We start from the raw sequence: 21,692 nt of genomic DNA, 5'->3' as shown, positions 1-21,692 counted from the left end.
CGCTGGCCGGCAACCACGCAATCGCCCGCTCTCGGCGTTTTACCCCACGCCGTGCAGGTGCTCGTACAGGATCGTCGCACCGATGATCACCAGGATCACGCCACCGATGATCTCGGCGCGCTTGCCGACCATGCTGCCCAGCACGCGGCCGAGCATGATGCCGACGGTGACCATGGTCAGCGTGCACAGGCCGATCACCGCAGCCATCACGCCGATATGCACGTCCATGAAGGCCAGGCCGATGCCCACCGCCATCGCGTCGATGCTGGTGGCGAAACCGGTCAGCGCCAGCTTCCAGAAGCCGTGGTGCTGCGAGGGATCCTCGTCGTCCTCGGCACTGTCCGGGCGCAGGCCGTTGTAGATCATGTGGATGCCCAGTGCGCCGAGCAGGCCGAAGGCGATCCAGTGGTCGAAGGCTTCGACGTACTGCAGGGCGGCACGGCCAAGCAGCCAGCCGATGATGGGCGTGATCGCCTCGATGACGCCGAAGATGATGCCGGCACGCAATGCATCGCGGAACACCGGCTTGCGCATGGCCGCGCCCTTGCCGATTGCAGCGGCGAAGGCATCGGTGGACATGGCAAAGCCGATCAGGAGGATCGAAATGGGGGACATGGGCGGCGGCTGAGGTCGGGCTAGGACGGACGCACGGCCTGCGCTCGCGCCCAACCTGATGTTGCGCGCGCGGGCCGCTGGTCTCGCCAACCATCATGGTTGTCCACGCCACGGCGCACTGGCCGAGTATGTTGACGTGGACGATTCCTGCGAAGGAATCCGGCTACTCCCCAAGGGGACGCGAAGCTTAGCATCGCGATCCGCGCGTGGCGCACTTCCAGCGAAACGCGCAGGCAGGGCTGGTTTGTATAGCGATGGCTATAACAGGGCGAAGCAAAGGCGTGCCAAGCAAGCTTGGCACCTACCAGTGCGGTTTCAGATGATGTCGCGCGTTTCAGGCGATTGCCGGCCAGCGGCCGGCACTACCGTCAATCTTCTTCCGGCGGCAGCACGATGGCGTCGTCGTCGATCGCCAGCTTGCCGGCCATCAGCACGGCCTGGGTGCGGTTGGTCACGCCCAGCTTGCGCAGGATGGCGGTGACGTGGGCCTTGATCGTCGCTTCGGAGACGTTGAGGTCGTAGGCGATCTGCTTGTTCAAGCGCCCAGCGCCGAGCATCTGCAAGACGCGGAACTGCTGCGGGGTCAGCTCGCGCAGGCGCTGGCCGACTTCGCGTTCCTCGCTGCCGGTGGGCGGCACGTTGTGCGCTTCCGGCGGTGCCCAGGTCTCGCCATCGAGGATGGTGCCCAGCGCGTGGCCGATGGTGTCGGAGTCGGCGGATTTCGGAATGAAGCCCAGCGCGCCGTGGTCGAGCGCGCGGCGCATCACCGTGGCTTCTTCGCGCGCGGATACCACCACCACCGGCAGGTGCGGGTGCAGCGAGCGCATGTGCACCAGGGCGTTGAAACCCTGCGCACCGGGCATGTTGAGGTCCATCAGGACCAGGTCGGCGTCGTTGTGCTGGTCGGCCAGCGCGTACAGTGCTTCCACGCTGTCGGCCTCGAACAGCTGCACGCCGGGGATGACCCGCTGCACCGCCCCACGCAGGGCTTCGCGGAACAGCGGGTGGTCATCGGCAATCAGGAGGGTGGTCATGGGTCGAGCTTATCGATCAGGAAAAGGAGCGACGTGATGGCAGGTGCAGGACGGGTCGGACACGGCCGGGTCCCTCCTCCCGGCCACGTCCCTGGCGCGTCCTGCGCCTGCAGTCACGCCATCAGCGCACCTTGCGCTCGTCCACCAGCGACGCCACCACCGACGGGTCGGCCAGGGTCGAGGTGTCGCCGAGCTGGTCCGGCGCGTTCTCGGCGATCTTGCGCAGGATGCGGCGCATGATCTTGCCCGAGCGGGTCTTCGGCAGGCCCGGCGCCCACTGCAGGTGGTCCGGCGTGGCGATCGGGCCGATCTCCTTGCGCACCCAGGCGACCAGTTCCTTCTGCAGCTCATCGCTCGGTGCTTCTTCGGCCACCAGGGTGACGTAGGCGTAGATGCCCTGGCCCTTCACGTCGTGCGGGAAGCCGACCACGGCCGCTTCGGCCACCTTCGGGTGCGAGACCAGCGCGCTTTCCACTTCGGCGGTGCCGATGCGGTGGCCGGACACGTTGATCACATCGTCGACGCGGCCGGTGATCCAGTAGTAGCCGTCTTCGTCGCGGCGGCAACCGTCGCCGGTGAAGTAGCTGCCCGGGTAGGTGCGGAAATAGGTATCGATGAAACGCTGGTGGTCGCCGTACACCGTGCGCATCTGGCCCGGCCAGGAATCGCGGATGATCAGGTTGCCTTCGGTCGGACCGTCCTGGATCTCGCCATCGGCATTGACCAGCGCCGGCTGCACGCCGAAGAAGGGCAGGGTGGCCGAACCCGGCTTGAGGTCCATCGCACCGGCCAGCGGCGAGATCAGGATGCCGCCGGTTTCGGTCTGCCACCAGGTATCGACGATCGGGCAACGGCTGTCGCCGACCACTTCGTAGTACCAGCGCCAGGCTTCCGGGTTGATCGGTTCGCCGACACTGCCGAGCAGGCGCAGCGACGCGCGCGAGGTCTTCTTCACCGGCTCCTCGCCCTCGCGCATCAGTGCACGGATGGCGGTCGGGGCCGTGTAGAAGATGGTGACCTTGTGCTTGTCGATGACGTTCCAGAAGCGCGAGGTGTCCGGGTAGTTCGGCACGCCTTCGAACATCAGCGAGGTCGCGCCGTTGGCCAACGGCCCGTACACGATGTAGCTGTGGCCGGTGACCCAGCCGACATCGGCGGTGCACCAATAGATGTCATCCTCGCGCAGGTCGAACACCGCTTCATGGGTGTAGGCCGCGTACAGCAGGTAGCCGCCGGTGGTGTGCAGCACGCCCTTCGGCTTGCCGGTGGAACCGGAGGTGTAGAGGATGAACAGCGGGTCTTCCGCGTTCATGCGTTCCGGCTCGCAGGTGGCCGGCTGGCTGTCCACCACATCGTGGAACCAGCGGTCGCGCGGCGCCTGCATGTCGACCGCGCCGCCGGTATGGCGCACCACCAGCACGGTTTCCACGGTATTGGTGCCGGGCAGTTTCAGCGCGGCATCGACGTTGGCCTTCAGCGGAATCCTGCGGCCACCGCGCAGGCCTTCGTCGGCGGTGATGATCAGCTTGCTCTGGCAGTCGCTGACGCGGTCGGCGATCGAATTCGGTGCGAAGCCACCGAACACCACCGAGTGGATCGCACCGATGCGCGCGCAGGCCAGCATGGCCACGGCGGCGTCGACGATCATCGGCAGGTAGATGGTGACGCGGTCACCCTTCTTGACGCCGAGGTTGCGCAGCGCATTGCCGAGGCGGCAGGTGCGCTCGTACAGCTCGCGATAGGTCACGTGCTGCGCCGGTGCATCCGGGCCATCCGGCTCGAACAGCAGGGCGGTCTTGTCGCCGCGCGTCTCGAGCTGGCGGTCCAGGCAGTTCACGCTGGCATTGAGCTCGCCATCCTCGAACCACTTGATGTGGAAATCGGACAGGTCGTAGCTGACGTTCTTGATCTTCGTCGGCTTGCGCATCCATTGCAGGCGCTCGGCGGCCTTGCCCCAGAAACCATCCGGGTCGGTCACCGAAGCCTGGTACTGCTGTTCGTACGACGTCTTGTCGATGCGTGCCTTGGCGGCGAACTGCGGATCGACGGGGTAGATATCAGCCATGGCACCCTCACTTGCACGTTGACTTTGTGTGTGCGGTCGCAGCATTGCGGCGACCGATCCCCCTCAGTTTGCCCCATCCACCCCCGGCCGCGTCACCACCCTGGTTAGACCATGGTCGAAAGTGAGCGCCCAGCAGGGCCGGGTTCGACCAATGGCGAATAGCCGCTGTGCGTGAACGCCCCGCAGTCTCGGCTCGACCGTGCCCCACGCGCGGCATCACCTTGCCACTTGGGAGAGAGGGCAACATGAGCCACCGTACGTTGAAAGCCGTGCGTAAACCTTTGGCGGCCTGCCTGTTGGTCGCCCTGGTCGCACCGGGCATGGCGTTCGCAGAGACCGCCAAAGAGAAAGCACTGGAAGCACGCGTTGCCGAACTGGAACGCCAGGTCCAGCTGCTGCTGTCTTCGCAGCAACAACAACAGACCCAGATCAGCCAGACCCAGCAGGCGGTGACCGAAGTCCGCACGGTGCAGGCCGAGCAGAAGCCGGTCGCCTCGGTGCCGGCGGGCAAGCAGCCGATCCAGGTCACCACCATCACCCCGGGCGCCGCGCCGGGCACCACGGTCAAGATCGGCGGCTTCATCAAGGCCGATTTCCTCGCCACCCAGACCAGCGATGGCCAGCTGGCCGACGACGCCACCGGCCGCTCGCTGTACCTGCCGGGCCAGACCCCGGTGGAGGGCGCCGGCGGCAGCGGCAAGCGTTCGGGTACCGACTTCAACGCCCACGCCAAGTTCTCGCGCTTCAACCTGGGCATCGACAATGTGAGCGAATCGGGCAACAAGGCCGGTGCGTTCTTCGAGATGGACTTCTTCGGCAACTCGCTGGGCAACCAGACCGCCACCAACACCTATGGCGTGACCCTGCGCCACGCCTACATGTACTGGAACAACTGGCTGGCCGGCCAGACCTGGTCCAACTTCATGGACGCGGCCGCACTGCCCGAAGCGGTCGACTTCGTCGGCCCCACCGACGGCGTGATCTTCGTGCGCCAGGCCCAGGTGCGCTACACCCAGGGCGGCTTCAGCGTCGCGCTGGAAAACCCGGAAACCACCACCCTCACCGGTACCCGCAACCCGGTCACCGGCGCCTGGACCAACACCAGCGCCAACTCCGATCGTGGCAGCCTGCCTGATCTGACCCTGCGTTACGGCTGGAAGGGCGACTGGGGCACCTTCGGTGTCGGCGGCATCGTCCGCCAGCTGAAGGTCGACAACCAGGCCACCGGTGCCAAGGCTGACAAGGTGGCCGGCGGCCTGACCCTGGGCGGCAAGTGGGTGATGGGTGACAGCGATTCGCTGCACTACCAGCTGACCGGCGGCGAAGGCATCGCCCGCTACATCGGCCTGGGCATCACCGCCGACAGCGCCTACGACGTGGCCCGCGACGAGCTCAACCCGACCGGCGTGCTGGCCGGCTACGTGGGCTGGCGGCATGCGTTCTCGCCGAAGCTGCGCACCAACCTGATCTACGCGCGCAGCGACTACGACAACGACAGCATCCTCGGCCCGCTGGTGACCAAGAGCGTGCAGAGCATCCGCGGCAACATCTTCTATTCGCCGCTGCCCAAGGTCGATATCGGTGCCGAGCTGATGTATGGCCGTCGCGAAGTGGAGAACGGCAACAAGGGTGACATCACCCGATTGCAGTTCACCACCAAGTACAGCTTCTAAGAGCGTGCCGGCCAGCGGCCGGCACCTACCGAGATGGGGTGCCGGTCGCGGCCGGCACCTACCGAATTGAGTGCCGATCAAGGTCGGCACCCACCGAGATTGAATGCCGGCCAAGGCCGGCATCTACAGAGGGAAAGCGTCCCATGTCCAGCACTGCATCAAGCCCGCACAATGCGGCGGGCACCCTGACCAAGGGCCACAAGAAAGTCATCTTCGCCTCGAGCCTCGGCACGGTCTTCGAGTGGTATGACTTCTTCCTGTACGGCTCGCTCGCCGCCATCATCGCCAAGCAGTTCTTCAGTGGCGTCAATGAAACCACGGGCATGATCTTCGCCCTGCTGGCGTTTGCAGCCGGCTTCTTCGTGCGTCCGTTCGGCGCGGCCTTCTTCGGCAGCCTCGGCGACCGCATCGGCCGCAAGTACACCTTCCTGGTCACCATCCTGATCATGGGCATCTCGACCTTCCTGGTCGGCGTGCTGCCCAACTACGCCTCGATCGGCTTCGCCGCACCGGTGATCCTGATCATCCTGCGCCTGGCCCAGGGCCTGGCGATGGGCGGCGAGTACGGCGGTGCCGCCACCTACGTGGCCGAGCATGCGCCGGACGACAAGCGTGGCCTGTACACCAGCTTCATCCAGTGCACCGCCACGCTCGGCCTGTTCATGTCGCTGCTGATCATCCTGGCCTGCCGCTACTTCCTGGGCAACGAAGCCTTCGAAGCCTGGGGCTGGCGTATTCCGTTCCTCGTGTCGATCCTGCTGCTGGGTGTGTCCGTGTGGATCCGCCTGCAGCTGAGCGAATCGCCGCTGTTCCAGCAGATGAAGTCCGAGGGCAAGGGTTCCAAGACGCCGTTCCGTGACAGCCTGAAGGGCGGCAACCTGAAGCTGATGCTGCTGGTCCTGCTCGGCGCCGCAGCCGGCCAGGCCGTGGTCTGGTACGGCGGCCAGTTCTACGCGCTGTTCTTCCTCAGCAGCATGCTGAAGGTCGATGCCACCACCTCCTACCTGCTGATCGCGGCCGCGCTGGCACTGGGCGTGCCGTTCTTCATCTTCTTCGGCTGGCTGTCCGACCGTATCGGCCGCAAGAAGATCATCCTGGCCGGCTGCCTGCTGGCGGCTGTTACCTACATCCCGATCTTCAAGGGCCTGACCCATTTCGCCAACCCGGCCATCGAAGAAGCCCGTAGCAGCTCCCCGGCCCTGGTCGTGGCCGATCCGAACACCTGCTCGTTCCAGTTCGATCCGGTCGGCCTGCGCAAGTTCACCAGCTCCTGCGACGTGGCTACCGCTGCGCTGACCAAGGCCGGTGTGCCGTACGACGTACAGCCCGCCGCCGCCGGTTCGCTGGCGATGGTGAACGTGGGCAGCGCCAGCGTCACCTCGTATGAGGCCGCTGGCCTGACCAAGGAAGACGGCAAGGCCAAGGCCGATGCGTTCGGTGCGGAACTGAAGACCGCCCTGACCACCGCCGGGTATCCGGCCAAGGCCGATGGTGCACGCATCAACATCGCCGGCACCATCTTCATGCTGTGGCTGCTGGTGCTGTACGTGACCATGGTCTACGGCCCGATCGCCGCCTACCTGGTCGAACTGTTCCCGACCCGCATCCGCTACACCTCGATGTCGCTGCCGTACCACATCGGCAACGGCTGGTTCGGTGGCTTCCTGCCGGCGATCTCGTTCGCGCTGGTGGCCGGTACCGGCAACCTCTACTACGGCCTGTGGTACCCCATCATCATCGCGTTGATGTCGGTGGTGATCGGCGGCTTGTTCCTGCGCGAGACCAAGGACGTGGATATCACCAAATAACCGGTGTGCCGACCAACGGTCGGTACCCACCGGGTTTCAGGGGCCGCGGTGCAGACCGCGGCCCTTTTGTTTCCCTGTTTTTGGGGTCAGATCCCTTTCGCTTGCGAAAGGGATCTGACCCCATCGAGACGTGCTGTACGCCGTATAGTCGGCCCATGACCACCACCACGCCGGCAGACCTTCCCGCCCTCCTGCACACCCTGCGCAGCGCCTGGCAGTCGCAGCGGCCCACGCTCGACCAGCGCGAAGCCGACCTGCGCCGCTTGCGCGAGGCGCTGAAGCCGCGTCTGGACGAAATGGCCCAGGCCATCGCCGAGGACTTCGGCCATCGCGCCCACGTCGAATCAAAGCTGGCCGATGGCATGAGCGTGCTGTCGGCCATCGACCACCTGCGCCGTCACCTGCGCCGCTGGTCGAAGCCGCAGCGGGTCGGTGCCGGCTGGCGGCTGTGGCCGGCGCGCGCGCAGCTGCGGCCGATGCCGCTGGGCGTGGTCGGGGTGATCTCGCCCTGGAACTACCCGGTCACGCTGGCATTGGTGCCGCTGGCCACCGCCATCGCCGCCGGCAACCACGTGTTGCTCAAGCCCTCCGAACACACGCCGCGCACCAGTGCATTCCTGGCCGATCTGCTGGCCAGCGTGCTCCCGCCCGATCGCGTGGCGGTGGTGCAGGGTGGGGCGGACGTGGCCGCGGCGGTGTCATCGCTGCCGCTGGACCATCTGCTGTTCACCGGCTCGACGGCGGTTGGCCGCAAGGTAATGGCCGCTGCCGCCGAACATCTGGTACCGGTCACGCTGGAACTGGGCGGCAAGTCGCCGGCGATTGTCTGCCGCGATTTCCCGCTGGAAAAGGCCGCCGCGCGGCTGGCCACCGGCAAATGGTTCAACGCCGGCCAGACCTGCATCGCGCCGGATTACGTGCTGATTGATACCGTGCGCCAGCGCGAGTTCGTGCAGGCGCTGCAGCAGCAGGTGCGCGAACGCTACGGCGATTTCAGCGATGCCGGCGACTACACGCGCATCATCAACGAAGGCCAGTACCGGCGCCTGCAGGGCTATCTGGCGCAGGCGCGCGAACGCGGCGTGCCGGTGATTCCGCTGGCGCAGGTGGATGAGGCGCGCGCCGACCGCGAGCGCCTGCTGGTGCCGACCGTGGTGCTGGACCCGCCGGACGACCTGGACCTGATGCGCGAGGAGATCTTCGGGCCGATCCTCCCGGTGCGGGCGTACCCGGATCTGGATGCGGCGCTGGCCGACGTGCTGTCGCGTGATCGGCCGCTGGCGCTGTATCCCTTCAGCTACGACAAGGCGACGGTGGAGCGCATCCTCGGCCAGGTAGTGGCCGGCGGAGTGACCGTCAATGACACGCTGCTGCATTTCGCGGCCGATGGCCTGCCGTTCGGTGGGGTGGGGGCCAGCGGCATGGGCGCGTACCACGGCCGGGCCGGGTTCGATGCGATGAGCAAGCGGCTGCCGGTGCTGTGGCAGTCGCGCTGGGCCGCCAGCGACCGGCTGCGACCGCCGTATTCGAAGATTGCGGGGTTGTTGAAGTTCCTCTTGCGGTAGTGCCGGCCGCTGGCCGGCAGATGCAGGGTCTCGCCGAGGGTTCATGGGGTTGCCGGCCAGCGGCCGGCACTACCGGTCGGTGCCAACCCGCGCGGCCCCTTCCGGTGGGTGCCAACCTTGGTTGGCACGCGTGAACCCCATGCGCCAACCAAGGTTGGCGTCTACCAAACCCGGGCCGGGTAGAATGCCCCCATGAAGATCGCCTCGTGGAACGTCAATTCACTCAATGTCCGCCTGCCGCACCTGGAGCAGTGGCTCAAGGAGTTCGGCCCGGACATCGTCGGTATCCAGGAAACCAAGCTGGAGGACCACAAGTTCCCCGATTCGGCGCTGATCGGCGCGGGCTACCGCAGCGTGTTCGCCGGCCAGAAGACCTACAACGGCGTGGCGTTGCTGTCGCGTGAGCCGGCGCAGGACGTGCAGATCGGCATTCCCGGTTTCGAGGACGAGCAGAAGCGCGTCATCGCCGGCACCTTCGGCGACCTGCGGGTGATCAACCTGTACGTGGTCAACGGCCAGGACATCGGCACCGACAAGTACGAGTACAAGCTGCGCTGGCTGGAGGCGGTGCATGCCTGGATCGCCGAAGAACTGCAGCGGCACCCGAAGCTGATCGTGATGGGCGATTTCAACATCGCCCCGGACGCGCGCGATGTGCACGACCCGGAGGTGTGGAACGAGAACCACATCCTCACCTCCACCGCCGAGCGTGGCGCGCTCAACAAGCTGCTGCAGCTGGGCCTGCACGATGGCTTCCGCCTGCACAATGACGAGGCGGGCACCTTCAGCTGGTGGGATTACCGTGCCGCTGGCTTCCGCCGCAACCTGGGCCTGCGCATCGACCTGACCCTGGTCTCCGATGCGCTGAAGGGCAGTGCGGTGGCTTCGGGTATCGATCGTGAGCCGCGGACCTGGGAACGGCCGAGCGATCACGCGCCGGCATGGGTGCAGATCGGTTGAACGAACGGGGCCCGACGATTGCCGGGCCCGTTGTGATGCGTCTGCCGGCCAGCGGCCGGCACGACTGCCGTGTCAGCGTATGCTCTTGCGGGTGAACAGGTTGACGATCGCCAGCAGGATCACCGCACCGATCAGCGAGAACAGGAAGGTGCGGATGGTGATCGCTTCGTTGATGCCGCCGCCGAACAGCCAGCCGGAAATCAGCGCGCCGACGATGCCGACCACGATGTTGAGGATGATGCCCTGCTGGGCATCGCGCTTCATGATGATGCTGGCCAGCCAGCCTACGATGCCGCCGACGATCAGCCAGATGATGATGCCCATGATCGAACCTCCGGTGGGGAACTGTGACCAGTTGACGCGCACGGCTGTGAACCCGTCGTGGAATTGCGTGATGGGCGCGTGCGGATGAGCCTGCCAGCCACCCTCGACGGCCCGTGGCGCTTCGGTCCGGTGACGGTCTGGCGACGCCCGCATGTGCCGGGCCACCGCGGCGAACCGCAGGCGCGGCAGGTGCTGGCGCAGGCGCTGGGCGCCGAGCCGGAGACGCTGCCACTGGTCCGTGATGACAAGGGCCGGCCAGAGCTGAGCGGCGCGCTGGCCCACTACGGCACCGGCTGGAGCCACAGCGGCGAGGTGCTGCTGGTGGCGCTGGGCGAGGGCGTGCGGCTGGGCGTGGACCTGGAGCTGCTGCGGCCGCGGGCCCGCCTGCTGGAGATCGTGCAGCGCTTCTTCCACCCCGAGGAGGTGGCCTGGCTGGAAAGCCTGGACGAGGCCGGGCGCGAGCACTGGTTCTTCCGCGTGTGGTGCGCCAAGGAAGCGATGCTGAAGGCGCACGGGCAGGGCATCTCGTTCGGCCTGCACCGCCTGCAGCTGGCGCCGGGGGCCGATGGCGCCCTGCACCTGCGCTGGTGCGACCCGGAACTGGGCGAGGCCGCGCGCTGGCACCTGCACGAATGGCAGGCCACCGGCCAGTTCCGTGCGGCATTGGCCTGGTATCCACACTGAAGCGGGGAATCAGCGCGCAAAACCGGCGATAATGTCGGCATGAGCGAACACCCACTTCCCGCCAGCGTATCTGCCACGCTGGAACAGGGCCTGGCCAGCATGGGCCTGGACGCCGCGCTGGCGCCGCCGCTGCTGCGCTACCTGGCCCTGCTGCACCGCTGGAACGGCACCTACAACCTCACCGCCATCCGCGATCCGCAGGAGATGGTCACCCGCCACCTGCTCGACTCGCTGGCGATGCAACCGTTCGTGGCCGATGGCAGCCTGGCCGACCTCGGCACCGGCCCCGGGCTGCCCGGCATCCCGCTGGCGATTGCCTGCCCGGCCCTGCAGGTCACCCTGGTTGAGAGCAACGGCAAGAAGGCGCGCTTCATGCGCGAGGCCGTGCGCCAGCTCGGCCTGGGCAACGCCCGCGTGGCCGAATCGCGCGCCGAGGCGCTGGACGAGGCCGGCCGCTACGACCAGCTGACCGCGCGCGCGATGGACACCCTGGCCGGCATCGTCCGCGTCGGTGGTCACCTGCTGCGCCCCGGCGGTGTGCTGCTGGCCATGAAGGGCGTCTACCCGCATGAAGAGATCGCGGAGCTGCCGGACGGCTGGCAGGTGCGCGAGGTGACCCCGCTGAGCGTGCCCGGCCTGGCCGGCGAACGCCACCTGGTCACTGTTACAGGCCCCTGATTCCCGCCGCCAGCCCCTTGTGGAACAACGGGTTGGCGATTCACGATTTCCGCAAGGGGCCGGTTGTACGCATAATGACCGGTCCCAGCACACGTCGACGAGGCACACCCGCATGGCCCGCATCATCGCCATCGCCAACCAGAAGGGTGGCGTCGGCAAGACCACGACCGCCGTCAACCTGGCCGCTTCCCTGGCCAACGCACCCAAGCGCGTGCTGTTGGTCGACCTGGATTCGCAGGGCAACGCGACCATGGGCAGTGGCGTGGACAAACGAGAGCTGGCCGCCTCCACCTGTGACCTGCTGCTCGGCGAGAACAGCGCCGCCGATGTGCGCGTGCAGACTGCCGAGGGCTACGACCTGCTGCCCGGCAACATCGACCTGACCGCCGCCGAGATCCAGTTGATGGGCCAGAGCGAGCGCGAGCAGCGCCTGAAGCGCGCGCTGGCGCCGATCCGCGACGAGTACGACTACATCCTGATCGACTGCCCGCCGGCGCTGTCGCTGCTGACGCTCAACGCGCTGGCCGCCGCCGACTCGGTGATCGTGCCGATGCAGTGCGAGTACTACGCGCTGGAAGGCCTGAGCGCGCTGGTGGAAACCATCGAGGCGCTGCGCACCAGCCTGAACCCGGCGCTGGAGATCGAAGGCGTGCTGCGCACCATGTTCGACGTGCGCAACAACCTGGCCAACGCGGTCTCGGCCGAGCTCACCGAGCACTTCGGCGACCGCGTGTTCCGCACCATCGTGCCGCGCAACGTGCGCCTGGCCGAGGCGCCCAGCCATGGCCAGAGCATCGTCGGCTATGACCGCGCCTCGCGCGGTGGCGTGGCCTACCTGGGCCTGGCCGGCGAGATCATCCGCCGCAACAACGAACGCAACAAGGCCGCCAAGGCCGTGGAGACCGTCTGATGACCAGCAGCAAGCCGGCAGCCAAGAAGCGAGGCCTCGGCCGTGGCCTGGATGCCCTGCTGGGTCCCAAGGGTGCGGTCAGCCAGGTGCAGGCCACCACCGCGGTGATCGAGCCGCTGCCGGGTGAAGTGCTGCGCAAGCTGGCCGTGGGCCAGCTGCAGCCGGGCAAGTACCAGCCGCGCCGCGAGATGGACGAGGGCAAGCTGTCCGAGCTGGCCGACTCGATCAAGTCGCAGGGCGTGATCCAGCCGATCCTGGTGCGCCAGCTGCCGGCGGGCAACTACGAAATCGTTGCCGGCGAACGCCGCTGGCGCGCATCGCAGCTGGCCGGCCTGGACGAAGTGCCGGTGGTGGTGCGCGAGCTGGAAGACCGCACCGTCATCGCGATGGCGCTGATCGAGAACATCCAGCGCGAAGACCTCAACCCGCTGGAAGAAGCCGAGGCGCTGCAGCGCCTGATCAGCGAGTTCACCCTGACCCATGCCGAGGCCGCCGAGGCCGTCGGCCGCTCGCGCGCGGCGGTGTCCAACCTGCTGCGCCTGCTGGAGCTGCCGGTGGCGATCCGCCTGCTGCTGGAAACCCGTCGCCTGGAAATGGGCCACGCCCGTGCGCTGCTGACCCTGGCCCCCGAGCTGGCCGGCAAGCTGGCGCAGGAAGCGGCCGATGAAGGCTGGTCGGTGCGCGAAGTCGAGCGCCGTGCGCAGGCCTTCGCCGCCGGCAAGGTGCCGAGCAACCGCCCGGTGGCCACGCCGAAGGTGCAGCAGGCCGACATCGCCTCGCTGGAAACCGAGCTGTCCGAAGCCCTGGGGGCCAAGGTGGCGATCAACCATGGTCGCGGCGGCAAGGGCAAGCTGATCATCCACTACACCGACCTGGATACCTTGGACGGCGTGCTGGAAAAGCTGCGCACGCGCCAGGGCTGAGCCCGGCGCAGTGACAGGGGGCGCGGCCCGTTCCTGCCGTGTCCCGCGAATGACAGGGAACGCACCGCCGCGCGCGCCGTGGGATGTACTGCCTTCCGGCCCGTGGCCTCATCCAGGGAGCAGGACATGAGCAACGCATTCGACGACGTCAGCCCGGGCGGCAGCCCGATCCTGGTGCACAGCCGCCAGAAGGATTTCACCCCGCCGCAGGGCGAAGAACACATCGAGGCGATCGGCGCGCACATCGAGCGCCATCTGGGCCCGGTGTCCGGTGTCTTCCACGAGATCATCTCCGACCTGGTGCACATCGACGTGCACGTGGTACCGGCCAATGACCAGTTCCCGTACCTGCGCCTGGTCACCTCCGGCATGAGCGACCTGCCGATGACCGTGCCCGCCGAGGTGGACGCGGACGTGCCGCGCTACATGGAGCTGATGGTGACCCTGCCGGCCGACTGGCCGATCACGCAGGACGCCTTCGAGGACGAACGCAACTACTGGCCGGTGCGCCTGCTGAAGGGCATGGCGCGGCTGCCGCACGAGTACGACACCTGGCTGGGCTTCGGCCACACCATTCCCAACGGCCATCCCAGCGAGCCCTATGCGCCGGGCGTGGGTTTCGACGGTGCCATCGTGCTTCCACCGGTGACTGCCCCGGAAGAATTCGCCACGCTGGAACTGGACGACGGCAAGACCATCAGCTTCATGACCCTGGTTCCGCTGTATCCGGAAGAGATGGATCTGAAGCTGAAGAAGGGCGCCGAGGCGCTGCTCGACCGCTTCGATGCGAAGAAGATCCAGGACGTGATCGAACCCGGCCGCACCAACGTGGCCAGGAAGCGTTTCGGGCTGTTCTGAGTCCGCAGCGTATCCTCTGCACCTGTACTCATTGATTTCCAGGCAACTGCAATGACCATCCTGCTCACCGGCGCTGCCGGCTTCATCGGTGCCTACACCGCCCGCGCGCTGCTGGAGGCGGGCCAGCCGGTGGTCGGCCTGGACAATTTCAACGACTACTACGACCCGCAGATCAAGCGCGACCGTGTGGCCGCACTGTGCCCGACCCTGGACCTGCGCACCCTCGACCTGACCGACCGCGAGGGTCTGGCCGCGCTGTTCGACGAAGTGAAGCCGACGGCGGTGATCCATCTGGCCGCTCAGGCCGGCGTGCGCTATTCGCTGGAAAACCCGCATGCCTACGTCGACAGCAACCTTGTCGGCTTCGTTAACATGCTCGAGCTGTGTCGCCACCGTGGCGTGCAGCATCTGGTGTATGCCTCCAGCAGCTCGGTCTACGGTGATTCGGCCACGCCGCCGTTCTCCGAGGACCAGCGCGTTGACCAGCCGCGCTCGCTGTACGCGGCGACCAAGGCCGCCAACGAGCTGATGGCCTACACCTACGCGCAGCTGTATGGCCTGCACGCCACCGGCCTGCGTTTCTTCACCGTGTATGGCCCGTGGGGCCGGCCGGACATGGCACCGCTGCTGTTCTCGCGTGCGGTGCTGGCCGGGCGGCCGATCGACGTGTTCAACGAAGGCCGCATGCAGCGCGACTTCACACATATTTCCGACATCGTGTCGGGTATCCTCGGCGCCCTCGCGCATCCGGCCGACGGTCCGGTGCCGCACCGGGTGTTCAACCTCGGCAACCATACGCCGGTCGAGCTGGAGCGCTTCATCAGCGTCATCGAGCAGGCCGCCGGCCGCCCCGCGCAGAAGGTCTACAAGCCCATGCAGCCCGGCGACATGGTGCGCACGATGGCGGACACCCGGCGCGCGCACGACGCCTTCGGCTTCGATGCGGTGACCCCGATCGAAGAGGGGCTGCCCCCCGTCGTGGAATGGTGCCGCGAGTATTTTGGCGACCGCGCCTGAGCAGTGATCCTCACGCGGCCGGGTTCATCTTCGGATAACCTCGGCTGCGGAGAATGCGCGGTCTTTGTCCCCCTTGGCCGAGTCCCCCATGAGCCAACCCGAGCTTTCCGTTGTCGTCCCCGTATTCAACGAGCGCGACAACGTCGCCCCGCTGGTCGCCGAAATCACCGCTGCGCTGCGTGGCCGGCTGCCGTTCGAGATCGTCTACATCGACGATCACTCGCGCGATGACACCCTGGCGGTGCTGCAGGGGCTGAAGGCAACCACCCCGGAACTGCGCGTGCTGCACCATGTGAACCAGAGCGGGCAGAGCACCGCGGTGCGCACCGGCGTCAAGCATGCGCGGGCGCCGTGGATCGCCACCCTGGATGGTGATGGCCAGAACGATCCGGCCGATATTCCCAAGCTGCTGGCAGCGCGCGATGCTGCCGAGGCGCAGGTGAAGCTGTTTGCCGGCTGGCGCGTCAACCGCCAGGACAGCGGCAGCAAGCGCTGGGCCAGCCGCTGGGCCAACCGCATCCGCGCGCGCATGCTGCGCGACGATACGCCCGACACCGGCTGCGGCATCAAGCTGTTCGAGCGCAGTGCGTTCCTCGACCTGCCGTACTTCGACCACATGCACCGCTACCTGCCGGCGCTGATGCAGCGCGCCGGCTGGAAGACCACCAGCGTGCCGGTCAACCACCGCCACCGCACCGCCGGCGTGTCCAAGTACAACAACCTCGGGCGCGCGCTGGTCGGCATCCGTGACCTGCGCGGCGTGGCCTGGCTGATCACCCGCAGCAAGCGCACCGCGGTGGAAGAGCGGTGATGGGCCTGGAGCTGCACTGGCTCGACCAGCCGCTGACCTGGCTGTACTGGACCGGCCTGCATGTGACCGGCTGGAAGCTGATCGGCTATACCGGCGCACTGATGTTCGGCGGCCGCTGGCTGGTCCAGTTCATCGCCTCCAAGCGCGCCGGCAAGCCGGTGATCCCGCGCCTGTTCTGGTACATGAGCGTGATCGGCAGCCTGATGACGCTGAGCTACTTCCTGTTCTCGGCCAAGCAGGACTCGGTGGGCGTGCTGCAGAACCTGTTCCCGGCGTTCACCGCGCTGTACAGCCTGCACCTGGACATCAAGCACCGGGGCTGGAAGCGGGACAAGGCCAGCCACTGAGGCTGTGGGGTCGGATCCCTTTCCGCAGGAAAGGGCTCTGACCCCGTCCGGATCGCCGGCGCATCCACGCATGGCGTGGCTCTGTTGCATGTCCGGCGGCCGTGCCGGGTCCTGCCTGCTGTGGGTAGAGTCGACTTTCGCGCGAAGCGCGGGGTTTGCTACATCTGGCGGAAGAGCAGCCGACTGACAGTCGGCTCTACCACGCGCCTTCGGCGCTGGGGCCCCGGCCTGCGGCCGGTTCCCGGTCCTGCCTGCGTTGCAGGCAGGACCTTCGTCCCATGCCACGGGCCGTGGGCGGTGCCATGATCGGGGTCTGCCTTCCCGGGAACCTGTGCTCGTGAAAACCCGTCTTGCCGTTGCCCTGCTGATCGCCCTGTCCGCCCCCGCCGTGGCCCTGGCCGCGCCGCCCGCCACCGCCGCACCGGCCAGCGTGGCCACTGAATCGCCCGCCGACGCCGCCTTCCGCGCGCTGTACGAGAAGGAATGGAAGTGGCGCCAGCAGGGTGGCGGTGAAGCCAGCGAGGACGAGGACGCCCCGGCCAACGCCACCCGCATGCCCGACATCGGCCCGGCCGCGCAGCAGGCGCGCCTGAAGGTGTGGGACGAGACCCTGGCCGCGCTGAAGAAGATCGACCCGAAGACCCTGTCGCCCGACAACCAGGTCAACTACGCGATCTACCACGACCAGGTGTTCAACCTGGCCGAAGAGACGCGCCTGCGCGGCTACGAGATGCCGTTCAACGCCGACTCCTCGTTCTGGTCCAACCTGTCCTTCATGGCCCGGCGCGAGATGAAGACCGCGCAGGACTACCAGAACTACATCGCCCGCCTGAATGATGTGCCGCGCTACTTCGGCCAGCAGACCGAGAACATGCGCGCCGGCCTGAAGCGTGGCTTCAGCGTGCCGCGTGCCGTGCTCGATGGTCGCGAGGTGTCCATCGCCACCGTTGCCGAACTGAAGGACCCGACCGAATCGCCGCTGTACGCGCCGTTCAAGAAGTTGCCCAACAGCATCCCGGCGGCCGAACAGGCCAGGCTGCAGGCGCAGGCGCGTGCGGCGATCAGCGGCAAGGTCGTGCCGGCGTTCCAGCAGCTGCGCACCTTCTTCGTCAACGAATACGTGCCGCAGGCGCGTACCACCCTGGCCGCCGAAGCGATGCCTGATGGCAAGGCGTACTACAAGCAGCAGATCCACGAATACACCACGCTGGACCTGTCGCCGGACGAGATCCACCGCATCGGCCTGGGTGAGGTCGAGCGCATCCAGAAGGAAATGAACGACATCATCAAGCAGGTGAAGTTCAAGGGCAGCTTCGCCGAGTTCCTGACCTTCCTGCGCACTGATCCGCAGTTCTATGCCAAGACGCCGGAAGAGCTGCTGTCGCGCGCCGCGTGGATCTCCAAGCGGGCCGATGGCCAGCTCGGCAAGTACATGACGTTGCCACGTGCGCGCTTCACCATCGTGCCGGTGCCGCAGGACATCGCACCGTTCTGGACCGCTGGCCGTGGTGGCATGGGCACCTACTGGCTCAACACCTACAACCTGCCGTCGCGCCCGCTGTACAACCTGCCGGCACTGACCCTGCACGAATCCGATCCGGGCCACTCGCTGCAGGGCGCGATCGCCGCCGAGCAGAAGAACCTGCCCGAGTTCCGCCGCAACGCCTACATCTCCGCCTATGGCGAAGGCTGGGCGCTGTACTGCGAGAAGCTGGGCGTGGAGATGGGCATCTACGAAACCCCGTACGAGGATTTCGGCCGCCTGACCTACGAGATGTGGCGCGCTGCGCGCCTGGTGATCGACACCGGTGTGCATAGCAAGGGCTGGACCCGCGAGCAGGCACTGGCCTACCTGCGTGACCACACCGCATTGAGCGAACATGAAGTGACCACCGAAGTGGACCGCTACATTTCCTGGCCGGGCCAGGCGCTGAGCTACAAGCTGGGCGAGATCGCCATCGTTCGCCTGCGTGCGCAGGCCGAGAAGGAGCTGGGCGACAAGTTCGACATCAAGGGTTTCCACGACACCCTGCTCAAGCAGGGCTCGGTGCCGCTGCCGGTGCTGGAACAGCAGATCCAGGCCTACATCGCCGAACGCAAGAAGGCCTGACCGTTCCAAGGTAGTGCCGGCCGCTGGCCGGCAATCCGACCCGGTCATGGGGTCGGATCCCTTTCCCACGGAAAGGGCTCCGACCCCGGCATCACCTCACCCCACCGCCCTTGGCTTGGCCACCCGTGCCGCGAAGGTCGGCAGCACCAGCAGGGTCAGCACGGTGGCGGTGATCAGGCCACCGATCACCACCGTCGCCAGCGGCTTCTGCACCTCGGCACCGGAACCGCTGGCGATTGCCATCGGAATGAAGCCGACGATCGCCACCAGTGCCGTGGTCAGCACCGCGCGGATGCGACTTGAGGCACCGTTGATCGCCGCCTGCAGCGGCAGGTCGCCGGCGTCCAGACGTTCGCGGATCGCCTGCATCAGCACCAGGCCATTCAAGGTCGCCACGCCGGAGACGGCGATGAAGCCGACCGCCGCCGACACCGAGAACGGCATGCCACGCAGCAGCAGCGCGAGGATGCCGCCGACCAGTGCCAGCGGCACGCAGCTGAACACCAGAATGGCTTCCTTGCCGCTGCGCAGGGCCATGAACAGCAGGCTGCCGATCAGCAGGAACACCACCGGCACCACCGTCGCCAGCCGCTTCTCCGCGCGCTGCAGGTTCTCGAACTGGCCACCCCAGGTCAGGTAGGCACCCGGCGGCAGTGCCACGTCGGCCACTGCAGCCTGCGCCTCGCCGACGAAACCGCCCAGGTCGCGGCCACGCACGTTGGCCTGCACCACCACGCGGCGGCTGCCATTGTTGCGGCTGATCTGGTTCGGCCCTTCGCTGACCGTGATGCGCGCGACCGACGACAGCGGAATCACCAGCCCCGACGGTGTAGCGATCGGCAGTGAAGCGAGCTGGTCCGGATCGTTGCGCGAGGCATCGTCCAGGCGCACGACCACGTTGAAGCGGCGGTCACCCTCGAAGATCTTGCCGGCCGCCGTGCCACCAATGCCGGTGGACAGCGCATCACTCACGTCCGCGGCGGTCAGCCCGTACTGTGCCGCTGCCACGTGGTCGATGGCCACGTTGAGCGTGGGCAGGCCAGAGATCTGCTCCACCCGCACATCGGCCGCGCCCTCCACCGCGCGCAGCTTCAGCGCCACCTGGTCGGCCACCTTCTGCAACTGGCTGAAGTCATCGCCGAAGATCATCACCGCCAGGTCGGTACGCACGCCGGAAATCAGCTCGTTGAAGCGCAGCTCGATCGGCTGGCTGAACTCGAAGCTGTTGCCCAGCTGCTGCCCGGCCAGCGTTTCGAAGCGTGCCACCAGCGCGTCCTTGCCCAGCTTCGGATCCGGCCAGTCCTTGCGTGGCTTCAGCACGATCACGCTGTCGGAGATGTTGGTCGGCATCGGGTCGATGGCCGCCTCGGCGGTACCGGTGCGCGAGAACACGGTCTCCACTTCCGGCTGCTTGGCGATTGCCTTTTCCAGTGCCAGCTGCATCGCCAGCGACTGCTCAAGTGAGGTCGATGGCACGCGCAGGGCCTGCATCGCCACGTTGCCTTCGTCCAGCGTCGGCATGAACTCGCGGCCCAGCAGCGAGAACGAGCCGATGCCCACCACCACCATCATCACCGCACCGGCCAGCACCGTGCGCGGATAGGTCACGGCCTTGCGCACCACCGGCTCGATGCGCGCACGCAGCACGCGGATCAGCTTCGTCTCGTGCTCGCCATCATCGGTATGCGCATCGCCGTCCTTGACCTTCGGCTCGCGCACCAGCAGCGCGGCCATCGCCGGCACGAAGGTGAAGGAGAAGATGAAGGCACCGACCAGGGCCAGCATGAAGGTGGCTGCCATCGGGTGGAACGTTTTGCCCTCCACGCCTTCCAGAGTAAGGATCGGCGCGAACACCAGCAGGATGATCAGCTGGCCGAAGGCTGCAGGGCGTGCCATCTTCATGGCCGAATCGGCGGCCACGCGCAGGCGTTCCATCGCGGTCAACGCACGGCCCAGTTCGGCGCGGCGCTGACCCAGCATCAGCAGCGTCGACTCGACCACGATCACCGCACCGTCCACCAGGATGCCGAAGTCCAGCGCACCCAGGCTCATCAGGTTGCCGCTGATGCCGAAGCGGTTCATGCCGATCACTGCGAACAGGAACGACAGCGGAATCACCAGCGCGGTGATCGTTGCCGCACGCAGGTTGCCCAGCAGCAGGAACAGCACCACCACCACCAGCAGCGCGCCCTCGGTGAGGTTCTTGGCCACGGTCTTGATGGTGGAATTGACCAGCACGCTGCGGTCCAGCACCGGTGCCGCCACGATGTCGGCCGGCAGCGATTTGTTCACCTGTTCCAGGCGCGCGGCCGCGGCCTGGGCCACGGTGCGGCTGTTGCCACCGGCGATCATCAGCGCGGTGCCCAGCACGGCTTCGTGGCCGTTGCGGCTGGCCGCACCCAGGCGCGGCGCGCGGCTCAGCTCGACCTCGGCCACATCGGCCACGCGCACCACCACGCCATTGCGGGTAGCCACCGGGGCCTGTGCCAGATCCTCGGTGGTCAGCGCCAGGCCGTCAGCACGCACCACCAGGCCTTCGCCGGCACGCTGCACGAAACCGGCACCGGCCTGCACGTTGGAGCGCTGCAGGGCAGTGACCAGATCGGCCAGGCCGAGGCCGTGCGCGGCCAGCCGGGCGCTGTCCGGATGCACGCCGTATTCCTTGACGTAGCCGCCGACCGTATCGACGCCGGCCAGCCCCGGGCTGGAACGCATCTGCGGCGCGATGATCCAGTCCTGCACGGTACGCAGGTAGGTGGCACGTTCTTCCGGCGTGCGCAGCAGGTTGCCTTCCGGCGTGCGGTAGACCTCGCCGGCCTGCCAGCCCGCTTCACCGGGCTTGGCCAGCCTGGCCGGATCGAACGTGGTGAAGTCCACGGTCCACATCAGCACTTCGCCGAGGCCGGTGGTGACCGGCGACAGCATCGGCGACGCGCCATCGGGCAGGTCTTCGGATGCCTCGCGCATGCGTTCGGCCACCTGCTGGCGCGCGAAGTAGATGTCGGTCGCATCGGTGAAGATCGCGGTGACCTGCGAGAAGCCATTGCGCGACAGCGAACGCGTGGTGGTCAGGCCGGGAATGCCGGCCAGCGCGGTTTCCAGCGGATAGGTCACCTGCCGCTCGATCTGTTCGGGCGTCAGCGCTGGTGCCACCGTGTTGATCTGCACCTGGCGGTTGGTGATGTCCGGCACCGCGTCGATCGGCAGCTTGCCCAGCTGGAACAGGCCCACGGCAGCGATCAGCGCCGCCATGAACACCACCAGCCAGCGGTGGCGCACCGCTGTTTCAATGATCAGCTTGAACATGGTC

The 21,692-nt window shown here is 67.0% G+C and carries 18 protein-coding genes and 1 riboswitch; of the genes, 13 read left to right on the top strand and 5 right to left on the bottom strand.

Annotated features, from left to right (window positions below):
• Window positions 1–39: 39 nt before the first annotated feature.
• The 3 genes from DFO63_RS11625 to acs form a co-directional block, all read right to left on the bottom strand.
• Window positions 40–615, bottom strand: coding sequence for a manganese efflux pump MntP family protein (locus DFO63_RS11625; RefSeq protein ID WP_032957840.1), 576 nt, complete (start codon window positions 613–615; stop codon window positions 40–42).
• An 88-nt stretch (window positions 616–703) separates the two neighbouring features.
• Window positions 704–793, bottom strand: a riboswitch (yybP-ykoY riboswitch).
• Between the two features lie 190 nt (window positions 794–983).
• Complete coding sequence (locus DFO63_RS11620) at window positions 984–1,649, bottom strand: response regulator transcription factor (RefSeq protein ID WP_006477308.1); 666 nt, start codon at window positions 1,647–1,649, stop codon at window positions 984–986.
• Window positions 1,650–1,770: 121 nt separating this feature from the next.
• Entirely contained in the window at window positions 1,771–3,714 is a 1,944-nt protein-coding gene (gene acs, locus DFO63_RS11615) for an acetate--CoA ligase (RefSeq protein WP_110714184.1), read from the bottom strand.
• Window positions 3,715–3,959: 245 nt separating this feature from the next.
• On the opposite strand from acs, the gene DFO63_RS11610 reads away from it, so the two are divergent.
• The 4 genes from DFO63_RS11610 to xth all read left to right on the top strand — a co-directional run bounded on the left by DFO63_RS11610 (window position 3,960) and on the right by xth (window position 9,720).
• Window positions 3,960–5,387 carry a DcaP family trimeric outer membrane transporter gene (locus tag DFO63_RS11610; RefSeq protein ID WP_119006950.1) on the top strand — a complete coding sequence of 476 codons (1,428 nt, stop codon included), beginning with the start codon at window positions 3,960–3,962 and terminating at the stop codon, window positions 5,385–5,387.
• Between the two features lie 143 nt (window positions 5,388–5,530).
• Entirely contained in the window at window positions 5,531–7,195 is a 1,665-nt protein-coding gene (locus tag DFO63_RS11605) for an MFS transporter (protein WP_049446920.1), read from the top strand.
• Window positions 7,196–7,350: 155 nt separating this feature from the next.
• On the top strand, window positions 7,351–8,760 hold the full coding sequence (locus DFO63_RS11600) for a coniferyl aldehyde dehydrogenase (RefSeq protein ID WP_119006949.1): 1,410 nt from the start codon (window positions 7,351–7,353) through the stop codon (window positions 8,758–8,760).
• A 192-nt stretch (window positions 8,761–8,952) separates the two neighbouring features.
• Window positions 8,953–9,720, top strand: coding sequence for an exodeoxyribonuclease III (xth, locus tag DFO63_RS11595; protein WP_049446923.1), 768 nt, complete (start codon window positions 8,953–8,955; stop codon window positions 9,718–9,720).
• Between the two features lie 72 nt (window positions 9,721–9,792).
• Here the strand turns inward: xth and DFO63_RS11590 are convergent, their stop codons facing one another.
• Window positions 9,793–10,044, bottom strand: coding sequence for a GlsB/YeaQ/YmgE family stress response membrane protein (locus tag DFO63_RS11590; RefSeq protein ID WP_005411656.1), 252 nt, complete (start codon window positions 10,042–10,044; stop codon window positions 9,793–9,795).
• 84 nt (window positions 10,045–10,128) lie between these two features.
• On the opposite strand from DFO63_RS11590, the gene DFO63_RS11585 reads away from it, so the two are divergent.
• The 9 genes from DFO63_RS11585 (at window position 10,129) to DFO63_RS11545 (ending at window position 18,382) form a co-directional block, all read left to right on the top strand.
• Window positions 10,129–10,728, top strand: coding sequence for a 4'-phosphopantetheinyl transferase superfamily protein (locus DFO63_RS11585; protein ID WP_049446926.1), 600 nt, complete (start codon window positions 10,129–10,131; stop codon window positions 10,726–10,728).
• Window positions 10,729–10,767: 39 nt separating this feature from the next.
• Window positions 10,768–11,406: a 16S rRNA (guanine(527)-N(7))-methyltransferase RsmG gene (rsmG, locus tag DFO63_RS11580; protein WP_014038973.1), complete on the top strand. Its 639-nt coding sequence runs from the start codon at window positions 10,768–10,770 to the stop codon at window positions 11,404–11,406.
• A gap of 112 nt (window positions 11,407–11,518) precedes the next feature.
• Window positions 11,519–12,316 carry a ParA family protein gene (locus DFO63_RS11575; RefSeq protein ID WP_005411653.1) on the top strand — a complete coding sequence of 266 codons (798 nt, stop codon included), beginning with the start codon at window positions 11,519–11,521 and terminating at the stop codon, window positions 12,314–12,316.
• A complete protein-coding gene (locus DFO63_RS11570) occupies window positions 12,316–13,239 on the top strand; it encodes a ParB/RepB/Spo0J family partition protein (protein ID WP_008267278.1) in 924 nt (307 codons plus the stop codon). The genes DFO63_RS11575 and DFO63_RS11570 overlap by 1 nt, the downstream gene beginning before the upstream one ends.
• Window positions 13,240–13,365: 126 nt before the next feature.
• On the top strand, window positions 13,366–14,097 hold the full coding sequence (locus tag DFO63_RS11565) for a suppressor of fused domain protein (RefSeq protein WP_119006948.1): 732 nt from the start codon (window positions 13,366–13,368) through the stop codon (window positions 14,095–14,097).
• Between the two features lie 51 nt (window positions 14,098–14,148).
• Complete coding sequence (locus DFO63_RS11560; protein WP_119006947.1) at window positions 14,149–15,114, top strand: NAD-dependent epimerase/dehydratase family protein; 966 nt, start codon at window positions 14,149–14,151, stop codon at window positions 15,112–15,114.
• Between the two features lie 88 nt (window positions 15,115–15,202).
• Window positions 15,203–15,925, top strand: coding sequence for a glycosyltransferase family 2 protein (locus tag DFO63_RS11555; RefSeq protein ID WP_049446937.1), 723 nt, complete (start codon window positions 15,203–15,205; stop codon window positions 15,923–15,925).
• Window positions 15,925–16,272, top strand: a complete 348-nt coding sequence (locus DFO63_RS11550) for a lipid-A-disaccharide synthase N-terminal domain-containing protein (RefSeq protein ID WP_014038968.1) — start codon at window positions 15,925–15,927, stop codon at window positions 16,270–16,272. The genes DFO63_RS11555 and DFO63_RS11550 overlap by 1 nt, the downstream gene beginning before the upstream one ends.
• Before the next feature lie 337 nt (window positions 16,273–16,609).
• Window positions 16,610–18,382: a DUF885 family protein gene (locus tag DFO63_RS11545; protein WP_119007010.1), complete on the top strand. Its 1,773-nt coding sequence runs from the start codon at window positions 16,610–16,612 to the stop codon at window positions 18,380–18,382.
• A gap of 96 nt (window positions 18,383–18,478) precedes the next feature.
• Here DFO63_RS11545 and DFO63_RS11540 read toward each other — a convergent pair whose 3' ends face one another.
• On the bottom strand, window positions 18,479–21,688 hold the full coding sequence (locus tag DFO63_RS11540; protein ID WP_119006946.1) for a CusA/CzcA family heavy metal efflux RND transporter: 3,210 nt from the start codon (window positions 21,686–21,688) through the stop codon (window positions 18,479–18,481).
• Window positions 21,689–21,692 lie beyond the last annotated feature (4 nt).

The organism is Stenotrophomonas sp. AG209 (genome assembly GCF_003550055.1).
Classification (GTDB): Bacteria; Pseudomonadota; Gammaproteobacteria; order Xanthomonadales; family Xanthomonadaceae; genus Stenotrophomonas.
The sequence above is the reverse complement of the archived record's forward strand: the minus strand, read 5'-3'. Positions and strand labels throughout refer to the sequence as shown.

Bases quoted from the DNA above. Each gene is read 5' to 3' on its own strand.
- rsmG (WP_014038973.1), top strand. From the start codon at position 10,768: ATGAGCGAACACCCACTTCCCGCCAGCGTATCTGCCACGCTGGAACAG.
- DFO63_RS11540 (WP_119006946.1), bottom strand. From the start codon at position 21,688: ATGTTCAAGCTGATCATTGAAACAGCGGTGCGCCACCGCTGGCTGGTG.
- DFO63_RS11570 (WP_008267278.1), top strand. From the start codon at position 12,316: ATGACCAGCAGCAAGCCGGCAGCCAAGAAGCGAGGCCTCGGCCGTGGC.
- DFO63_RS11550 (WP_014038968.1), top strand. From the start codon at position 15,925: ATGGGCCTGGAGCTGCACTGGCTCGACCAGCCGCTGACCTGGCTGTAC.
- DFO63_RS11560 (WP_119006947.1), top strand. From the start codon at position 14,149: ATGACCATCCTGCTCACCGGCGCTGCCGGCTTCATCGGTGCCTACACC.
- acs (WP_110714184.1), bottom strand. From the start codon at position 3,714: ATGGCTGATATCTACCCCGTCGATCCGCAGTTCGCCGCCAAGGCACGC.
- DFO63_RS11600 (WP_119006949.1), top strand. From the start codon at position 7,351: ATGACCACCACCACGCCGGCAGACCTTCCCGCCCTCCTGCACACCCTG.
- DFO63_RS11555 (WP_049446937.1), top strand. From the start codon at position 15,203: ATGAGCCAACCCGAGCTTTCCGTTGTCGTCCCCGTATTCAACGAGCGC.
- DFO63_RS11565 (WP_119006948.1), top strand. From the start codon at position 13,366: ATGAGCAACGCATTCGACGACGTCAGCCCGGGCGGCAGCCCGATCCTG.
- DFO63_RS11610 (WP_119006950.1), top strand. From the start codon at position 3,960: ATGAGCCACCGTACGTTGAAAGCCGTGCGTAAACCTTTGGCGGCCTGC.
- DFO63_RS11620 (WP_006477308.1), bottom strand. From the start codon at position 1,649: ATGACCACCCTCCTGATTGCCGATGACCACCCGCTGTTCCGCGAAGCC.
- xth (WP_049446923.1), top strand. From the start codon at position 8,953: ATGAAGATCGCCTCGTGGAACGTCAATTCACTCAATGTCCGCCTGCCG.
- DFO63_RS11625 (WP_032957840.1), bottom strand. From the start codon at position 615: ATGTCCCCCATTTCGATCCTCCTGATCGGCTTTGCCATGTCCACCGAT.
- DFO63_RS11585 (WP_049446926.1), top strand. From the start codon at position 10,129: ATGAGCCTGCCAGCCACCCTCGACGGCCCGTGGCGCTTCGGTCCGGTG.
- DFO63_RS11605 (WP_049446920.1), top strand. From the start codon at position 5,531: ATGTCCAGCACTGCATCAAGCCCGCACAATGCGGCGGGCACCCTGACC.
- DFO63_RS11590 (WP_005411656.1), bottom strand. From the start codon at position 10,044: ATGGGCATCATCATCTGGCTGATCGTCGGCGGCATCGTAGGCTGGCTG.
- DFO63_RS11575 (WP_005411653.1), top strand. From the start codon at position 11,519: ATGGCCCGCATCATCGCCATCGCCAACCAGAAGGGTGGCGTCGGCAAG.